The organism is Paenibacillus sp. sg306046 (assembly GCF_059821225.1).
In genome coordinates this window covers 1-16873 of sequence record NZ_JCAMRT010000008.1, presented here as the reverse complement: position 1 = coordinate 16873, position 16873 = coordinate 1, and the positions used below count along the sequence as shown (strand labels likewise).

At 57.5% G+C, this 16873-nt stretch carries 16 protein-coding genes; 1 reads left to right on the top strand and 15 read right to left on the bottom strand.

What is annotated here, in order from left to right:
- Nucleotides 1-16: 16 nt before the first annotated feature.
- The 15 genes from AC6ROY_RS10120 to AC6ROY_RS10050 all read right to left on the bottom strand — a co-directional run bounded on the left by AC6ROY_RS10120 (nt 17) and on the right by AC6ROY_RS10050 (nt 15630).
- The gene (locus AC6ROY_RS10120; RefSeq protein ID WP_500100209.1) at nt 17-1090 is read right to left on the bottom strand and encodes a hypothetical protein; all 1074 of its coding nucleotides are present in this window, start codon (nt 1088-1090) and stop codon (nt 17-19) included.
- Nucleotides 1087-1470 (bottom strand): Flp1 family type IVb pilin, encoded by a 384-nt coding sequence (locus AC6ROY_RS10115; protein ID WP_500100207.1) that lies wholly within the window; start codon nt 1468-1470, stop codon nt 1087-1089. The genes AC6ROY_RS10120 and AC6ROY_RS10115 overlap by 4 nt, the downstream gene beginning before the upstream one ends.
- Before the next feature lie 115 nt (nt 1471-1585).
- Nucleotides 1586-2461 (bottom strand): type II secretion system F family protein, encoded by an 876-nt coding sequence (locus tag AC6ROY_RS10110; RefSeq protein WP_500100206.1) that lies wholly within the window; start codon nt 2459-2461, stop codon nt 1586-1588.
- Between the two features lie 4 nt (nt 2462-2465).
- On the bottom strand, nt 2466-3320 hold the full coding sequence (locus AC6ROY_RS10105; protein ID WP_500100205.1) for a type II secretion system F family protein: 855 nt from the start codon (nt 3318-3320) through the stop codon (nt 2466-2468).
- 74 nt (nt 3321-3394) lie between these two features.
- Nucleotides 3395-4687, bottom strand: a complete 1293-nt coding sequence (locus tag AC6ROY_RS10100) for a TadA family conjugal transfer-associated ATPase (protein WP_500100204.1) — start codon at nt 4685-4687, stop codon at nt 3395-3397.
- A 115-nt stretch (nt 4688-4802) separates the two neighbouring features.
- On the bottom strand, nt 4803-5924 hold the full coding sequence (locus AC6ROY_RS10095; RefSeq protein ID WP_500100203.1) for a nucleotide-binding protein: 1122 nt from the start codon (nt 5922-5924) through the stop codon (nt 4803-4805).
- A 213-nt stretch (nt 5925-6137) separates the two neighbouring features.
- Entirely contained in the window at nt 6138-6443 is a 306-nt protein-coding gene (locus AC6ROY_RS10090; RefSeq protein WP_500100202.1) for a hypothetical protein, read from the bottom strand.
- Between the two features lie 78 nt (nt 6444-6521).
- A complete protein-coding gene (locus tag AC6ROY_RS10085; protein WP_500100200.1) occupies nt 6522-7160 on the bottom strand; it encodes a class I SAM-dependent methyltransferase in 639 nt (212 codons plus the stop codon).
- A gap of 171 nt (nt 7161-7331) precedes the next feature.
- Nucleotides 7332-8384, bottom strand: coding sequence for an SAM-dependent methyltransferase (locus tag AC6ROY_RS10080; RefSeq protein WP_500100199.1), 1053 nt, complete (start codon nt 8382-8384; stop codon nt 7332-7334).
- Nucleotides 8363-9166, bottom strand: a complete 804-nt coding sequence (locus tag AC6ROY_RS10075) for an ABC transporter ATP-binding protein (RefSeq protein ID WP_500100198.1) — start codon at nt 9164-9166, stop codon at nt 8363-8365. Before AC6ROY_RS10075 ends, AC6ROY_RS10080 begins: the two co-directional genes overlap by 22 nt.
- A 39-nt stretch (nt 9167-9205) precedes the next feature.
- On the bottom strand, nt 9206-9544 hold the full coding sequence (locus tag AC6ROY_RS10070) for a cyclic-phosphate processing receiver domain-containing protein (RefSeq protein WP_500100196.1): 339 nt from the start codon (nt 9542-9544) through the stop codon (nt 9206-9208).
- Nucleotides 9541-10395 (bottom strand): deoxyribonuclease IV, encoded by an 855-nt coding sequence (locus AC6ROY_RS10065; protein WP_500100195.1) that lies wholly within the window; start codon nt 10393-10395, stop codon nt 9541-9543. The genes AC6ROY_RS10070 and AC6ROY_RS10065 overlap by 4 nt, the downstream gene beginning before the upstream one ends.
- 16 nt (nt 10396-10411) lie before the next feature.
- Complete coding sequence (locus tag AC6ROY_RS10060) at nt 10412-11221, bottom strand: Fpg/Nei family DNA glycosylase (protein ID WP_500100194.1); 810 nt, start codon at nt 11219-11221, stop codon at nt 10412-10414.
- A gap of 165 nt (nt 11222-11386) precedes the next feature.
- Nucleotides 11387-13345 carry a ribonuclease H-like domain-containing protein gene (locus AC6ROY_RS10055; protein ID WP_500100192.1) on the bottom strand — a complete coding sequence of 653 codons (1959 nt, stop codon included), beginning with the start codon at nt 13343-13345 and terminating at the stop codon, nt 11387-11389.
- The gene (locus AC6ROY_RS10050; protein ID WP_500100191.1) at nt 13342-15630 is read right to left on the bottom strand and encodes a DEAD/DEAH box helicase; all 2289 of its coding nucleotides are present in this window, start codon (nt 15628-15630) and stop codon (nt 13342-13344) included. The genes AC6ROY_RS10055 and AC6ROY_RS10050 overlap by 4 nt, the downstream gene beginning before the upstream one ends.
- A 240-nt stretch (nt 15631-15870) precedes the next feature.
- On the opposite strand from AC6ROY_RS10050, the gene AC6ROY_RS10045 reads away from it, so the two are divergent.
- Complete coding sequence (locus tag AC6ROY_RS10045; RefSeq protein ID WP_500100189.1) at nt 15871-16740, top strand: carotenoid biosynthesis protein; 870 nt, start codon at nt 15871-15873, stop codon at nt 16738-16740.
- The last annotated feature ends 133 nt before the right edge of the window (nt 16741-16873 follow it).

Sequence of the window (16873 nt, the reverse complement as noted above, 5' to 3'; positions counted from 1 at the left end):
ATTCCCACCTTCCCGTCTATTCATGAAGCACAATGACGATCCCGTGCCGTTCGATCTCACGCTGCAGCGCCTGCTTTAGCTGAACCTGCTCCTGCCTGGAAAGCTTGAAGAAATGCCAGACGACCCCCTTCACCTGTGTACCAGCCTTGAGCAGCTCGGCATCCTTGAGCAGCTGGACCTCGCGCAAATTTTTTTCATTAAACGTATAATAAGCTTGATGAGCGACGCCCGAAGCGTCCAACGCATCAATGACCCGCTTCGTGCCAGGGGCCACCTGCACCGTCTTCTCCGTACCGTTGACGAGCAGACGCACATATTGGGCAGCCGAAGCATGCGACGTAATCGGCGGACGGCTGGCCGAGCCGGTCACCGGCTCTTTCATTAAGGCCAGCGCCGCCTTGGGCTGGATTCGCCCTTGAATTTCGGCAATAAAGGTACGGGTAAGATCGGTCAATCGAATGATTTCGACCGGATCGGTCACATGCGAGGCTGCATCGGCTTCCAGCCGGGACGAGCCTTGAAACCAGCCCCTGACGAAATTCGGCTGCTGAACAGGCCGCAGCAGGCTCGAACGGACGATCCGAAACAACCCGTAATGCCGGTAAGACAAGCCTCCCTGCAATTGGGCATCCAGTTCGCCAGCCGCCCGCAGCAGCTTGCCGGAGACGCCCCCCGAACCGGCCGCCGCGCCTCCCGCACCGCCGCCCGCCCGAGCCCCGGGCACTTGAACCTGGATCGGCGCAAACGACTGGCCGACGTTCAGCCATTGGGATAAGCCATCGGCGGCAAGCCGCCAGTACAGCCCGTCGCTTGCTGTCGGATGAACGGCCCCGGTGACATAGTCCTTGCTGCTGTTATCCCAAATGTACGCGGTACGCTCCGCCGACCGTCCGGCGCTTGCATACAGGCCGGTCTGCTGGTAGCTGTATGCCGCCACAACGAGCAGCACCAGCGTTACCAGCAAAATAACGGGCAGCGTCATTGCCGCCTCCAGCGTAAACTGCCCGCTGCGCTCCTGCCAGAACCGGCTGGCTGGGCCCGCGCCATAAGATTCCCCGCCTGTCTGCTGCCGCTCGACGGCTTTGATCACGGCTTCGCAGCAGGGGGGCTTAACATATCGCCATCTCCCCGAATGCGGTCATTTTCGATCTTGATTTCGGCATCGGCTTTATTGAACAGATCGCCCATCCATTTGATCAGCCACTTCCTGAATGCGATTGCAATAATGATTAAAACGGCAATGATAAGCAATATTTCCAACGTACCCAAACCGTCCTCCTCATTCCAAAATTGCTGCCATGCCTGCAGGATCGTTGGGGCAGCAGGCTTGTTCACAGCTTCATCTATAAGCTCGTTCAGCGACTCGCGCACCGGATTGCTCGTCCGCATGTGTCCGGAAAGTCCTGTCCCAACAAGCTCTGTTGTCCAACCTGACAGATGACTACGCGTAAATAGCGTTAAAGCATTCATGCGTGCGTTCCTCCTTCGTTCTCATGTAAGCATGATTCTTCACGACAGTCGGTTTGACCCGTCGCCAGTCTCCGGCTGTCTTTCCTCATGCGCCTTCAGCCTCCTCCAGTAAGCTTTACCCCGCCAGCATCAGCGCCGGCACGGCTACAATGACCATGACCACGAAAAAAATCAGCACCATCGGGAATACGAGCTTCGACGAAGCTTCCTCACCGAGCGTTTTGGCCAGTGCCTTGCGTTTATCCCACAACGTCATGGACAGCTCGCGCAGCGACACCAGCATTTCATCGCCGCCGCGCTTGTAATTTAGCAGCAGCGTTGTCGTGAACAAGGTCGTTTCCTGCAGCGAACACCGTTTGCTGAACTCCTCCAGCGCCTTCGCAAATGATCCATTCATCCGCAGTGAATTTGCCACCTCGTTCAGCTCCTGCCGAAGCGGATTCACGGAACCTGCTGTACGTTCGCTGTTTCGCACGATGGCCTGCTGCACCGTCTCCCCGGCGCCGACGAGCAGCATCAGCTGATTCAGCGCCTCCGGCAGCTCGATCAGCATCGCTCTTTTTTTACGCAGCAGCTTTACCTGCTCCTGCTTGTACAGCACAAACGGCGCTGCCGCCGCGCACAATGCGCCGTACAGCAGCATTTCCGGCTCATCGTCCATCAGCGCGCCGAGCGCCGTAAAAAACGCTAGGCAGCAGCAGCCCACAAGCAGCGCCCGTACCGTAAACCAGCGGGTACGCGCCAATGCCTGCCGCGCTCCATGCAGACCAAGCATCACCTGATGCACCTTGTGCAGCGGCTCGCTCAGCTTATCCGACAGGTGCAGCTTCTCCAGCACAGCCAGCGCAGCGGCAGCCAGCCAATACAAAGCATCGCGCTGCGTCAGCTGCCAATGCTCCGCCAGCCAAACGGTATAGCTGCGATGCGACCACAACGCTACGGCGAGCAAGGCCAAAGCCTGCAGCAGCAGCAAACCAAGCATCCAGGACATCGGCTCACACCTTTATGTTCATGATTTGGGCAATCCATGACCTGCTCAGCCACAGTACAGCCAGCGCTCCAGTCATGACGATCCGCCCCGCCCCCTCATAAAGCGGTTCCATATAATCAGGAGCGGTCCAGGTCATCGTCGCCACAAATACAACCGGCGCTGCGGATAGCAGCTTTGCTTCAAATTTTTTCTGGGCCAGCGTTACCGCCAGATCCTGTTCAATATCCAGCTTTTCCTGAATCAGCATGGAAGTCCGCCGCACCACCTGCACAAGATTGCCGCCTGTCCGCTTGCAAATGACAAATACGTCGGCAAACTGCCCAATTTCCTCCAGCCTCGCACGCTGAGCAAAGCCAAGCAGTGCGGATTCGATGCTTTCTCCGTTATCCAGGCGCCGATTAACAATTTCCAGCTCACGAATAATCATCGTGGAAGAGTCGGGATACAGCAGCCGCAAATCCAGCATCGCACCGCGAAAAGCCGTCTCCATAGATTTTCCTGCACCAAGCGATGTCGAAATCGCAGACAAAAGCTGCTTAAATTGAATTTTCAGCTGCGCCTTCCGGCGCACCAGCAAGCTTTGACGCAGCATGCGCGGAAACCATAAGCCTCCAGGCGCAGCCAGAAGCACAGCGGCCGGATGACGGTAAAACACCCAGGCCAAACATCCGCACAGCAACGCTCCGGCAAAACTCGCCCACCATTTCTGCTTGAAGCTTAGCTCCAGTTGCTCGTAGTCAGTCAACGGCGACGCTTGCTCCTCCTTGGAGACAGCTTTGCCTTTTACCCCCAGCATCGGCCCCGACCGCTGCCGATTCCGCCATGCAGTTTGGACGCCAGGCCATCCTCCGGTCTTCATGCCGATTTTCCCCCGCATATCCTTCGTAATTTGTTGATGCTTCCTTTCGGTTGGCGATCCGGTTTCTCCAAGCCTTACAGCAGGCCGCTTGCCGCCAGCTTGCCCGGTTCAGCCATGGCCGGATACACTGCCTCCAGCGTCCCCAGCACACGGCCATCCGGAGCGTCCCCTCGCTCCACGAACCGGTACACGGGCTGCAGCCTCACCTCCCCTCCGGTCATCCCGACCACTTCGCTGATTTCCGTCACCCGACGACTTCGATCACGCATCCGCTGCACATGCACCATCACATCCAGCGCCGATGCCAACTGCTTGCGCACCACATCCAACGGCAGGCTTGCTCCGCTCAGCACCATCGTTTCCAGGCGGCTGAGCATATCGGCGGTTGAGTTTCCATGGCCCGTGGACATGCTCCCCGAATGCCCCGTATTCATCGCCTGCAGCATATCCAGCGATTCGGCTCCGCGCACCTCGCCAACAATAATCCGGTTGGGCCTCATCCGCAGCGAAGCGCGAATCAGCTCCCGGATTGAAATTTCGCCGCGTCCCTCCGTATTGGCGTTGCGCGTCTCCAGCCGAACAAGGTTCGGCACGCCCCGAATTTGCAGCTCGGCGGAATCCTCGATCGTAATAATTCGTTCATCCGCCGGGATATGCTGCGCCAAAGCGTTCAGAAAGGTTGTTTTACCTGAGCCGGTTCCCCCGCTGATGAAAATATTCAGCTTCGCTTTGACCAATCGAATCAAAAAGGCGGCCGCCTCCGCGCTAATCGCTTCCTTGCGCTGCAGGTCATCAAGTGTCATCGGCTCGGCGGGAAACTTCCGAATCGTCATCGTCGGCCCATTCAGTGCAATCGGCGGCAGCACGACGTGCACACGCGAGCCATCCTGCAGCCGGGCATCCACAACCGGACTTGATTCGTTGACAATCCGGTTTACTCGACCGACGACCGCCTGAATCGTGTCCTCCAGCTTCTCTCGGCTTTCGAAGGCCAGACCGGTTTCCAGCACAGTACCGCGCGTTTCAATAAATATGCGCTCGTGCGAGTTAATCATAATTTCCGTAATATCCGGATCATCAACGAGCGGCTGGATGACATCCAACCCGCGGAAGGAGTTAAAAATATCGCGCACAAGCCGTTTTTTTCGGCCTGCCGTCAAATGTCCGCGCGCGGAACGCGCGAACACCTCCGCTTCAATTAAATCGAGCAGCTCCATATCCGATAACGTGCTGCCATAGTCGATCTGCTCCTGCACGATACGTTTGAGCTCGGCGCGCAGCTCCTGCCAGCTTTGCTCGTCGTTCACCCGCTTCTCCTCCTCGGCCACGTTTAGGCTTTCTGGCATCGCATAAAAGCTAAATTCCATCAAACCCTGCTACAGCTCACGTTGCTCTCGTCGGATCGGGCTCGGCTGTAACACATCCCGGCACATGCCCTGCCCGCGGGCAAGCCGTCATTTTAACCGTACTCCAACATGCGGTTCATCTGCTGACCCGTTGTACGCCCCTGACCAGTGCCGCCGCGTCATCCGCAAAACCTCTGACCAGCATCCCGTCCACGCAGGCCATGCTTTTCCACTCCGGCACATAGGGCAGCTGACCGCTGATCAGAATCGAACAGGCGCGGAAATCATTCAAGCGCTCACCCGTATGCCGGTTATGCAAAAAACGCACCTTTTCCAACAGCCGTCTGGCTTCCTCGCCGTTTCGTTTGCGCAGTGCCGTCAAGCAGTCGCTTGTTTTCCTGAGCTGGACACAGTCATCGGCGACAGGCCACAGCACCAGATCAGCCTGCTGCAGCAGCTCCAGCACAACCAGAGCCAGCGACGATTCCGCATCGACGATGATCCAGTCGTACAGCCCTGAGTTCCGCGCCGCCTGCAGCAGCAGCCGCAGATCCAGCGGCTCCATATCCAGCCACTCCTCAGGATCATGCAGCGGGCGAAGGCAGTCGAAGCGCCACTCCGGATGACGATGCTTCGCTTGCTCCAGCTTGGCCGTCAGCAGCTCAGGCCGTGACTTCGCATAATACAGCAGCCGAGAAAAGCTGTCCTCCTCCGGCAATGCCCCCGCGTGGCCGTACCAAGCATAGGAAGGTAAGCGCTCCAATGAGAAACAAAGTACCCGTTCCCCGTCCGCAGCAAGCTTCGCCGCCAAATGCACGGCCGTCACCGTTTTCCCCGTGCCGCCCGTCGCTGCATACACAGCAATCACCTGCGTCTGCGCTGCGCCGCCGCCAAGCGGCCGATCTGCGCTGAATTCGTTGTAATGCGAAGCGGCGGCGGCTAACAATTGATTTAGCGGCTGGTACTTAAAAATGACCGGATAATCCCTCCCATCGCCGAATCTCTCCGACTCGCTCACAATCAGCGTGCAGCCTGCCCGCAGCCCGACCTCCCCGTCCGGCAGCGGCAGCCAGGATTCATGGATCAGCGTCATAAATGGCTCCTTTGCTTCAGCCAAATAAGCGCTGCCCTCCTCCCGGCTCCGGAACCGCTGCAATTCGAAACGCTGCGCATACGCGGATGAACGCAAGTAAGCTGACAGCATGTGACCGAAGTCATCGTCGGAGTCGAGTAAAAATAGCTGCAACCGGTTCATCATCGTACATCCCTCCCTTATCTCATCTGAAGCATCTGCACGATGGAAGCCTTCAAACGGTACGTAGACGCAAAAAAAGCACGCGCTGCCGGGACGTTCTGTCCCAAACAGCGGTGCTTCCGCTAACATACGATGAACGTGAAAAGCTTATGACTGGATTATATACGAAATATTTCCATAATTCAAGTGAACGCTGAAAATAAGTTTTCTTTAAACCTAAAGCCGCAGCAAAGCTCTCCGCTCTGCCTGCGGTCGGCAGTCGTCGCAGACGCCCACCACCTGCCCGGCCTCATTGGCATAAAAGGCGAGACGGCGGCTTTTCTTTTTGCAAAATGAACAGGCCTTCAACCCGCTTTTGACAGGCGGCTGCACGCCAGGCTTAGGCCGATACAAGCTCATCTTGATCACTTTACGGGCTTCTGATTTATCCCGCAGCTTTCGTCCCAGCCTGACTAAAACCCACCAGGCCAGCCCAGCAGCCAGTATGGCTCCGCCAATCATCAGCATTGTAGTTGTCTCCATAAAAGCCCAACCTCCTTCTGCCGTTCCGGTCGGCAACATTCACGCCCAGTGCTTCAACACCTGTTTAGGCCGCTGCACTCAACGCGCTGCTATTGTCCAAGCGATCTTGGGCCGCCCATAACGATCTATCCTATGCTCACTTATCGCACAAATGTCCCAGCTGCGAAACAAAGTCTCCACCGTTTCCCGCTCAAAAAACCGCTTCATGCAGCCGTTGTGCTCGTACAAGCCAGGCTCAACGACAGTCCCCTGCCCAGCTCCATATTCCGTATCGCGCACCGAGTTAAGCCGGCTGAGAAACCACCCGCCAGGCTTGAGCACACGTCTGATTTCGGCAACCATCCGCTCCGTCTCAGTCCACCGAAAATAATGCAGGCACAGGTCGGCGATTACAGCCGACACTGCGCCTGACTCGAAGGGCAGCGGTTCGAGCAAGTCCAGACGAACGGTCGGCACCTCCGGCAGCCGCTCGCTCACCAGCGCAAGCGCCGCCGCCGAACGGTCACAGGCGATGACCGGCACCTCTCGCTCCGCTAAATACCATGCATTGTTGCCCGCTCCGCAGCCCAAATCAAGCACAGGCAGTCCAGTGCCAGACTGCAGCCGCAGTTTCGCAAGGTAAGGCTCCAGCCAATCATCATAACGCAGCTCCGTGGCAGCCTGAGCGGCGAACACCGTATCCCAGTACATTTCCGACACTTTTTCTTTTTCGGCCACGCTGCTTGCTCACTCCTTTACATGCAGTTGGAGCTGCTGACCCTGCAGCCCTCGGCCTTGCACACACTTCCACTGCTGCTCTTCAGCCCCAAGCCAAGCAGCGCGCCTTCTTGCCGGAGCTGTTGATCATGCAATTGTTGCAAACCGAATTTCACAGCCTGCTTACGCGCCTTACAGCTTCAAGAAAAACAAAGTCAGCTCGTCGCGATTGTGGAACAACTGCTTCGCTTGCTGCAGCGCAAACACCTCAGCTAAATCTCCCGCTACCTCGCGGATCGACTGGAATGCCTTTTTGTGCATCAGCTTGACCGTAATGATCGCCGTTCCGCCTGTTTGCACCGCATCAGCAAGCTGCAGCACCAGCTTGGCCATCTGCCTGTGGCTCCAGCTCATATCGCAAACGAGCAGGTCGAACTGCCCCGACTCCAGCTTGACCTCATCCGCTTTTTTAGGCAAGTAAGTAAGGCGGGGATGGGCGAGCAGCGAAGCATCCAGCTTGGCGGGGTCTACCGCTGTGACTGCAAGACCGCGCTCCAGCAGCAGGCTCGTCCAGCCTCCCGGAGCAGCCCCGATGTCCAGCGCCTGACGGTAGCTGCGGAAATCCAGTCCAAACGCCTGCTCGGCCTCCAGCAGCTTGAATTTCGCACGCGACACTTGGCCTTCCTCACGCTTGAAGCGTACAGCACCGCCCGACCAGTCAGACAAATTATGCGCCGGCCGGCTCAGCCCGGCATACAGACGGCTGCGCGTCATATACACGGATAATATCCAGTCCGCCTGCCGCACGACCGGAATCACGCCATATTCATGCTCCAGCAGCACATCCAGCTCAGCCTTCAGCTGCGCCGGAGCGGGCAGCTCAGCTTCAGTCTCCGGCTTGCGGACCTGCACAGCAACGGCAGCGCCACCCTTCAGCTGTTCACCATACCTGGCGAGCAGCTCGCAAATGACGCCCACCGCCGCCTCTGACGTGCCAGCCCATTCGACGGCCGCATCAGCGGGAAATAAGTGCCGCAGAAAAGCAGGCTCTTGCTTTAGCACGGCAGCAACGGTTTCCTCCCGCCCTAGCGGCGATTCCAGCCAAAACGTTTCGCCGGGAGACAGCCAGCCAAACTTGACCGACGGCCCGAGCAGCCGCTTCAGCTCCTCCTGCGCCTGCTGCGCATATCCCCGATTCGCAGTTCCTACTGCAACCAGCCCGTTCATCCGAGCACCTTGATCCATGGACGGTCTCCGAACCATTCTATGCGAACAGGAACCTGGAACGCCTTGATCAAATTCTCTTCGGTCAATACTTCGCGTTTCTCGCCGCAAGCGATCACTTGGCCTTCCTCCACCAGCAGCACGTGCGTAAACATCGGGACGATTTCCTCCAGATGATGGGTCACATAAATGACCGTCATCTTTTGCTCGCTGAGCCTGTTGATTTGCTCCAGAAGACGCTCGCGTTCAAACAAATCCAAGCCTGCGCACGGCTCGTCCATAATCAGAATCGTCGGACTGGTCATCAGCGCCCGGGCCAGCATAACCTTCTTCCGCTCCCCTTGGGACAGCGTACCAAGCGGCTGATCGGCCATATGCAGCAGATTGACTTCATGCAGCTTGTCCAGCGACTTTTCACGGATGCCCTGCGGGATCGCTTCGTAAAATCGGAGGAAGCCGAACTCCCCGGTAGCGACAATTTCCCACACCGGATCAGCGGGATTCAGCTTCTCATACAGCGATTGGCTAATATAGCCGATCCGCTTGCGCACCTCGCGCACGTCGCATTGTCCGTAAGTATGATCCAGTACCCGCACTTGCCCGCTTGACGGGAACTGGTAGCCGTTCATCAGCTCCAGCAGAGTCGTTTTGCCCGACCCGTTGCGGCCCAGCACAACCCAATGCTCTCCTGCTTCAATGCGGAAACCTACATTCGATAATATATGCCGGTTTTCCCGAATAAAATGAATGCCGTCCAGCGACAAAATTTCAACATGCTTCTTCGTTTCTGTACTTGCTGTCATTTGCGACCACAACCTATTCTTTAGCTTCTTGATTCCATGTCATGCTTGCCTGGCCCGCTCAGCCAGCAGCGCAAACGGAACAGGACCTGCGTGCAGCTCCGTCTGCGGCGGCTTATGCGCGTACAATGCTTCATACATCAGCCTGCGTCCCTTATCGCTCGACGTATGCAAATAAATGCGCTCCGGATACTTGCCATATGTAATAAGTGCTCGCACGACATCCAGCCCGTTCGACGCATCCCAGCCCAGATCATAGTCCAGCGACAGGATACCGACTTCGTATTCACGCAGCAGCAGCAAGCATTCCTCCGCATGTCGAACCAGCGTAAAGCCTGCCGGGCAAGGCCGCAGATCATCGAGATAGACATCTATCTTCATTCGCCCAAGCTCAGCTCCCGTATATACCGAATTTCAGCTTCATGCGTCGCGCCGCCGGCAACAGGCGTTTCCAACACGACGGGCAGCACGCTCCGCTTCCGCAGCGCCTTCGAGCTGAGCATCGCGATGAAACGTTCTTTTCCCATCGTCCCCCGGCCGATCGGCGCATGCCGATCCTTCCCGCCGCCTCGCGGGTACACGGAATCGTTCAAATGAATCGCCTGCAGAGCCGACCAATAGCCGGTACGCTCCATGTCCAGCTGCAGCCGCTCCCAGCCGCCCGCCTCCTCAGACGGCCACAAGCCGGAAGCGAAAGCATGGCAGGTGTCAAAGCAAAACCCGACCTGCTCAGGCCGTTCGCACAGCTTCCGCACCTGGACAAGCTCCTCTAGCGTCGTCCCCATCGCGCTGCCTTCACCTGCCTGATTTTCAAGCAGCAGCAGCGTGCTGCCGGAATAATCCGCAAGCACCTCATTTATACATTGTATAATATTTTTATAACCTTGTAACGGATCTTTTCCCCGGTAGCTGCCGAAATGAACGATGATCCCGACAGAGCCGCACCGATCCGCGATCAACAGGTCGTTGCGCAGCGAAGCAATCGTTGCCTGCCGCAGCTCGCCGGCGTCCAGCGCCGGATTCGTCGGGTAAGGCGTGTGGGCCATCGCGCGAAGCTCATGCTCCCGGCAATACGCTGCACATGCCTCCGCATCGGCGGGGACCAGCTGCTTGACCGACAGGCTGCGCGGGTTTTTCGGAAAATACTGAAAAGCTTCTGCGCCGAGACGAACCGCCATCCGGGCCGCTTCCAGATACCCGCGGCGGATGCTAAGGTGACAGCCGAACTTCATTCCTTGCAGCCCCCCTTCAAAACTGGCAGCACGGGCAGCAAAACGATTTCTTGGAGGATACCTCGCGCCGTTCTATCGGCGTCCGGCAGCGCAAGCACGGCTCGCCTTCCCGGTCATAGACGCGGCAGCGGCTATCGAAGCCACCGGTCAAGCTGTCCCCTGCGTACAGCGGCAGCTCCATGTATCCTCCGCATTGTGTTGCCTCGTCCAGCACGCGCCGTATCGCATGAAATAACCGAACCGTATCCTCCGGCAGCAGGGACGCGGGCTTACGCTCCGGCTGAAGTCCGGCTTCAAAGCAAATTTCATCGCTGTAGCAGTTCCCGATACCGGATAAAAAGCTTTGATCAACCAGATTGCTTTTAAGTGTTCCTTTACGCTGCGCCAGCAGCTCATCAAATACCGTTTGCGTCAGCTGCGGATCAAACGGCTCCGGTCCCAACTGAGCGAAGCGTTCGTTCAGCTGTTCGGGAGACAGCACATGCAAATAACCTAAACGGAGACCAATGAGATATAGATGGGTTTGGCCAAATGAAATTTGGACCTGCACCGTCCGATCCGGCTTCTCCTGCAGCGTTCCGTAGCAGATGATACCGCCCAGCATCAAATGCAGCACCAGCGTTTCGCCGGACTCCAGCTCAAATAACAGATGCTTTGCCCGCCGGTCAATCCGTTTAAACATTTGGCCGCGCAGCAGCTGCTCGAAGCGCTCCGGCTGTACATTAATTGATTTTTCGCGGGTGACCGTTGTCCCCGTAATGCGTTTGCCCGCCAGCAGGCGTCCCAGCAATCGACGGTAGTTTTCCATTTCAGGCAATTCAGGCATCATAATTCTCCTCGGACAAGTTGGTTGGGTTATTCCTGTATATGCCCGTATTTGCCAAAAATTATGCCCCATGATCTTCATGTCGGTATGCCGAGAATTTCGTCTGAAAGAGGAGGCAACCGCCGCGCCGGTCGCGAAAACCCTAGGCCCGCTTCGCTTGCCGGCCTAAAAGAGCTGCTGCTGACCTGACACATCAGCTGTTTTCTTACCCCGTTTCCCAGAGCGCGCTTCATGATTCCGATCGCCAGCGGCCAAGGACGACGGCTGCCTTGAAGATGCCCGCCCCTTCTCCGCGTCAGCTTCAGCTAACCCGGATGCAGACACCTTTGTCTGGTCGGACCCGGACAAGCTTTGTCCGCTCTGGCTTTTTCGCTTCGCAGCCGCTTGCCGCTTACGCTCCAGACGCTCGATTCGCTTAAGCAGCTTGTGCAGCTCCTGATCGGCGGAGGTGTCTGCCAGCCCGTTTTGTCCTGACGCAGACAAACCTCCACTCAAGCTACCACGCTCAGAGACTGCTGGCCGGATGGCCGTTCTTCTGCGCTCCAGCGCTTGCCGCCGCCAGAGCGCATCCTGCGCATCTCTGGCATAACGTAAAGCCTGCTCCACATCCTTGAGCTTATGCTCGCTATACATGGACAGCTCAATAAACGGCTCAAGCAAAACGGTTCGCTCCTGCCCACGCCGCTGAATGTACAGCTTCCACAACGCGACGGCCTGATCGTACCGTTCATATTTTTTCATGTAGCGTGCAAGCGGAAGCACACATTCAGGCAGCTCCTCGACAGCCGTCTCGCTGTATTCCCCTGCTGTCAGCTCGTCAGCCAACGCTTCCATCGTCCGCATTGCCGCTTCATGCAGCCCGCAGCGCTCGATCCAGCGTCCGTAGCGAAATCCTTCCTCGCGTCCGAACGTCCGCACATCCTCAAAGCCCGTTTCTCCCGTCAGCAGCTTGCCAAAATGAATCGCCAGCCCGGCTAGCGTCAGCACGTCCCATTCATTGTGACGAAATACACCTTCCAAAACGGTCGGTTCACGCTCCGCCAAATATTGAAAATACAACGCCGGCGCCAGTGAACCGGGCACATCGTCCTCGCGGAGCACCCCAAGCCGGTCCTCCTCCACCTGCCCCAGCCGGCAGGAAGCAAGCGTTGTCCGCCACAAGCTTCGCGACGGGTACAGGAAATCAATATGCCCCTGCGGCTCTGAAGCCAGTCGAATCCGGTTCAAAATAAACCGGTTTCTGACAATCGGCCAATCAAAGGACTTGCCGTTGTACGAAATCAGAATCGGACGCTCGGCAATCCGGGTCTGCAGGTAAGCCAGCATCGACGTTTCCTCGCCCGGATGACGAATCAGCATCTGCTCGACGACCAGTTGTTCGTTGTGGAAGTAGCCGATGCCGATCATAAACGGAACGTTGCCAGCCCCCTGGCCGAGTCCGGTCGTCTCGGTATCAATAAACAGCAGCCGCTCCAGCATCACTTCCGGCTGTGCGGCGGCTGCTTGACTGCGTTCGCCGCCGTTCGATGCCGGATCGACTTTCTCATCGGCTTCTGCGCCGGTCCGCAGCTCCACAACCGCAAAGCGTGAGCGTTTGCCCGGCTGCTTCTGCGGCTGCAGCAGACGCTTGAGCGCAGCTACATTCGAGCGCAGCTCCTTTAACGCGTAATAGCCATGCCGAAATTCAGAGTCGAACACTTGGCGGCGCACCACGTAATCGCCCCATTCTCCTGGCTGCAAAACGGCGCCGAGCTTGGCCCATTCCGCCTCTTCGGGATCGACAATGCCACCTGTGGCAAACGACGGCTGCTGCGAGTGTCCTGCATGACCGGCATCCCACAACGGACCCTCCATGCCGCCAGCATCGTCACTGCCATTCAGACGGCTCGCCCTCCCGTCCTCCTCGCCCCTAATGGCGCACTGCTGCGCCTCCAGGCTTGCAGTCTCCACGTCTTCCGGCAGACGCCCTTTGCCGTCCGCATCATGATCACTGGCCGAAACGCCCGACCGCTGGCTTCCTCCATCGACGTCAACGTCTCGTTCGCCGCTTCCGCTCCCGTCCTCGCCATGCTTGGAAGCCCCTGGCTTCAGATGGCGGTTCAACCGCTCCCGCAGCCTGCTCATCGGACCTCTCCTTTGAGTCGGTCAAGCAGCTCCAGCGCCAGCTTCTTGCCGGTCAACCCGACTTCCTCCATGGGCCCGACACAAGCCGGACAGCCGCTGAGACAGCCGCAGCCTCCGATCAGCTGCGCCGCCTCGGCCAGCAGCTGTCCGTGCAGCTCATACAAGCGCTCGCTTAATCCGACGCCGCCCGGATACCGGTCATAGAAAAAAATCGTCGGCTGCTTATTGTGAACCGCCTTGACCTGGGCAACGACGCGAATATCCTGCGGATCACACATCAAATACAACGGAGCGATATGAACAAGCACATTCGACAGCCCCAGCAGCGCAAACTGCATGTCATTGGTCGTCATGCGCGCAGCCGTCTCCTCATCAAACGTAATCCAGTACGAGCTGGTATGCAGCTCCTCCTCCGGCAGATGAATCGGACCGGAGCCGATATTTTCATGCGTATGCAGCTTGAGCTTTTTAAAAATTGTCGCCTTGGCATTCACCGTGACCTCGCCGAATTGCCGGGTCAAGCCTTGCTGCTGCTCCTCACGCATCACATGTAATACCTTGAGCTGCACAGCCAGATTCGCATCGGTGAAATAATCGACGTTAACCTCGCGTACATACGCCTTTTTTTCCTCATAATCCAGCTTCTCGACCTGAAATTGCACGCCTTCGTGCAAATAAATCGCTTCTTCATGGATCAGCGTGGGCGCGCTGAACCGGTCTACCTCGCCAAGCACCCTTGCTCCCGCCGTCCTGTCAATAATAATGAAATTTTCCTGGGCCGCGGACCGCAGACTGATTTCATGGGCCGGAAACGACTGATCCATCCAGTGCCAGCGATTTTTGACCCGGTGCAGAATACGCTCATCAGTCAGAAACTCCAAAATATCCCCTAACGACTCCCCGCCGAACGTCTCATGCTCCTCGAAAGGCAGCTCATAGGCGGCGCACTTCACATGGTCGACCAGAATGATCAAATTATCCGGCTCAATCAGCGCCCGTTCCGGCGCCTTTTCGATGAAAAAATCCGGATGCTGGATCACATATTGATCGAGCGGATTGCTGCTGGCGACAAGAATCGTAATCGAGCTTTCCTGCCGCCGCCCCGCGCGTCCCGACTGCTGCCAGGTGCTTGCGATGGAGCCGGGATAGCCGTTCAGCACACAAGCCTGCAATTGCCCGATATCAATGCCAAGCTCCAGCGCATTGGTGCTCACAACGCCGCGAATTTCTCCGTTGCGCAGCCCCCGCTCAATTTCGCGCCGGAGCTTGGGCAGGTAGCCGCCACGGTAGCCGCGAATCGACTTCGGTCCAAGCTCATGCTTGACCAGCTCCTGCAAATACGTCAGTAAAATTTCGACCCTCACCCGGCTGCGCGCAAACACAATCGTCTGAATCCCCTGCTTCAGCAGCAGACCGGCCAGCTTGCGTGTTTCCAGCACGCTGCTTTTGCGGATGCCAAGCTGTTCATTTACAACCGGCGGATTATAGAAAACGAAGTGCTTTTCGCCGGCAGGCGAGCCATTGTCATTAACAAGCGCGACCGGCTCGCCGAGCAGCCGTTCCGTATGCTCCCTCGGATTGTCGATCGTCGCCGAAGCGCAAATAAACTGCGGGTCCGAGCCGTAAAACCGGCAAATTCGCTTCAGCCTGCGGATCACATTAGCCACATGGCTGCCAAACACGCCCCGATAGGTGTGCACCTCATCAATCACGATAAATTTAATATTTTCAAAAAGCTTGACCCATTTCGTATGATGCGGCAAAATCGCCGCGTGCAGCATATCCGGATTGGTCACGACAATATGACCCGCATTGCGGATTGCTGTACGTACCGTCGGCGGCGTATCGCCGTCATAGGTGTGGGTTTTGAGATCGGCGCCCATCACCGTTGCCAGCTCCTGCAGCTCGGCCACCTGGTCCTGGGCCAGCGCCTTGGTCGGAAACAAATACAGCGCCCGGGCGCTGTCGTCACGTAAAATTCCCTGCAGCACCGGCAAGTTGTAGCATAACGTTTTGCCCGACGCCGTAGGCGTTACAGCTACGACATGCCGGCCAGCCGCAGCCTCGCGGAAGGCTTGAGCTTGATGCGTATACAATTGTCCGATTCCTCTGGACGCAAGCGCCTCGCGCAGCTGATCGTTCAGTTCTGCGGGAAACGGCTCGTAACGTCCTGCTCTGGCCGGAATCGTATGCCAATACGTCACTTGCTTCATCAGCTCGGGCGTGCTGCGCACCAGCTCAATCAGTTCGTTCATCGAAGCTACCTTGCCGGTCAATCGGTTCATCCGCTCATTCCTTCTTTCCGTCAAGCATCGCTATCCCACTAATTCGATATTATACACGAATACACGTTCGTCAGACAAACCATTTTGCCGACCGTTTTCTGAGGAGTACGCCTCCACGCCGGACAGGAGGGAACTTCGTCCGATTTTTCGTATCATTTGCACCCAAATCTTATATACATAAGAATAGCTTCGGATCGAAGAGGTGATCGCGATGATCGACGATGGCAAGGAGGCTGCCCCATGAGTAACAAATGGCTCATCCGCCTGCTGCTGCTGTGTGGGGTTTTGCTTTCAGCCTGCCTGATACTGGCTCCAGTCGCAAACGGCTCCCACTGGCTGACCGCAGTAAACCGCTTCTATCTTGTACTGGGCGGCGTAACAGCGCTGATCTGGTACACCCGCCGCTTCGGCTCCAGACAAGCGCTGCTGCTGTTTGTCATCTGCGCGAGCCTTTCCTATACGGCTGAGTGGCTTGGACTGCAAGCCGGACGCTGGTTGGGCGCGCCGCTCGACAGTGCCGCACTCGCACCACTCGTGCTCGGTGTTCCGCTGGCCGTCCCGTTTGCCTGGTGCATGCTGCTTGTTATCGCGAAAGCGTTCGCTCCTCACGCGCCTCCGCCGCCTGGCCAACAAGCGCTCACGCTGCAGGAAAAGCTGTCGCCGGACCTCCCGCGTCTGCGGCGTGAACGCAGCAGACGCAACCGTCGGCGCTTCTGGCTGCCTGCCCTTTGGACAGCCGGTCTGATGGCTTCCATGCAAGTGCTGCTGGAGCCGCATTCAAGGCCGCTGCCGACTGGCTTGTCAGACAGCTCACCCACGCTTTGGCCGAACCTGCCAAGTCCTGCAGCCGCAATCGGCAGCTACTTCTGCTGGTGGCTGGTTGCCTTGCTGATGGTCAGTCTCGTGAACTATATGCATGATGAATATGCCGAGCCAGCGCACGCTTCAACAGCCAGCGAGCTGTCCATCCCTTGGCTGCTGCTGCTCACGCTGGAATCGCTGTTTCTGACCTTGGCGCTTCACAGCGGCCTGTGGTCGGCAGCGCTGCTGAACGTCTCCCTGCTTGGCCTGCTGTTTCTGTGGCGGCATAAGGGGACGCAGAAATCGTAATACAAGGTCAAAAGGCCTGCGGCGACGTAACCGTCACTACAGGCCTTTTGAGGCTGCACAGACTAGTAGAACGCTCCTGAAATAACGTTGTAAACTTAATGCTCTAGCCCATAGCTCCAACGATGGGGCACCG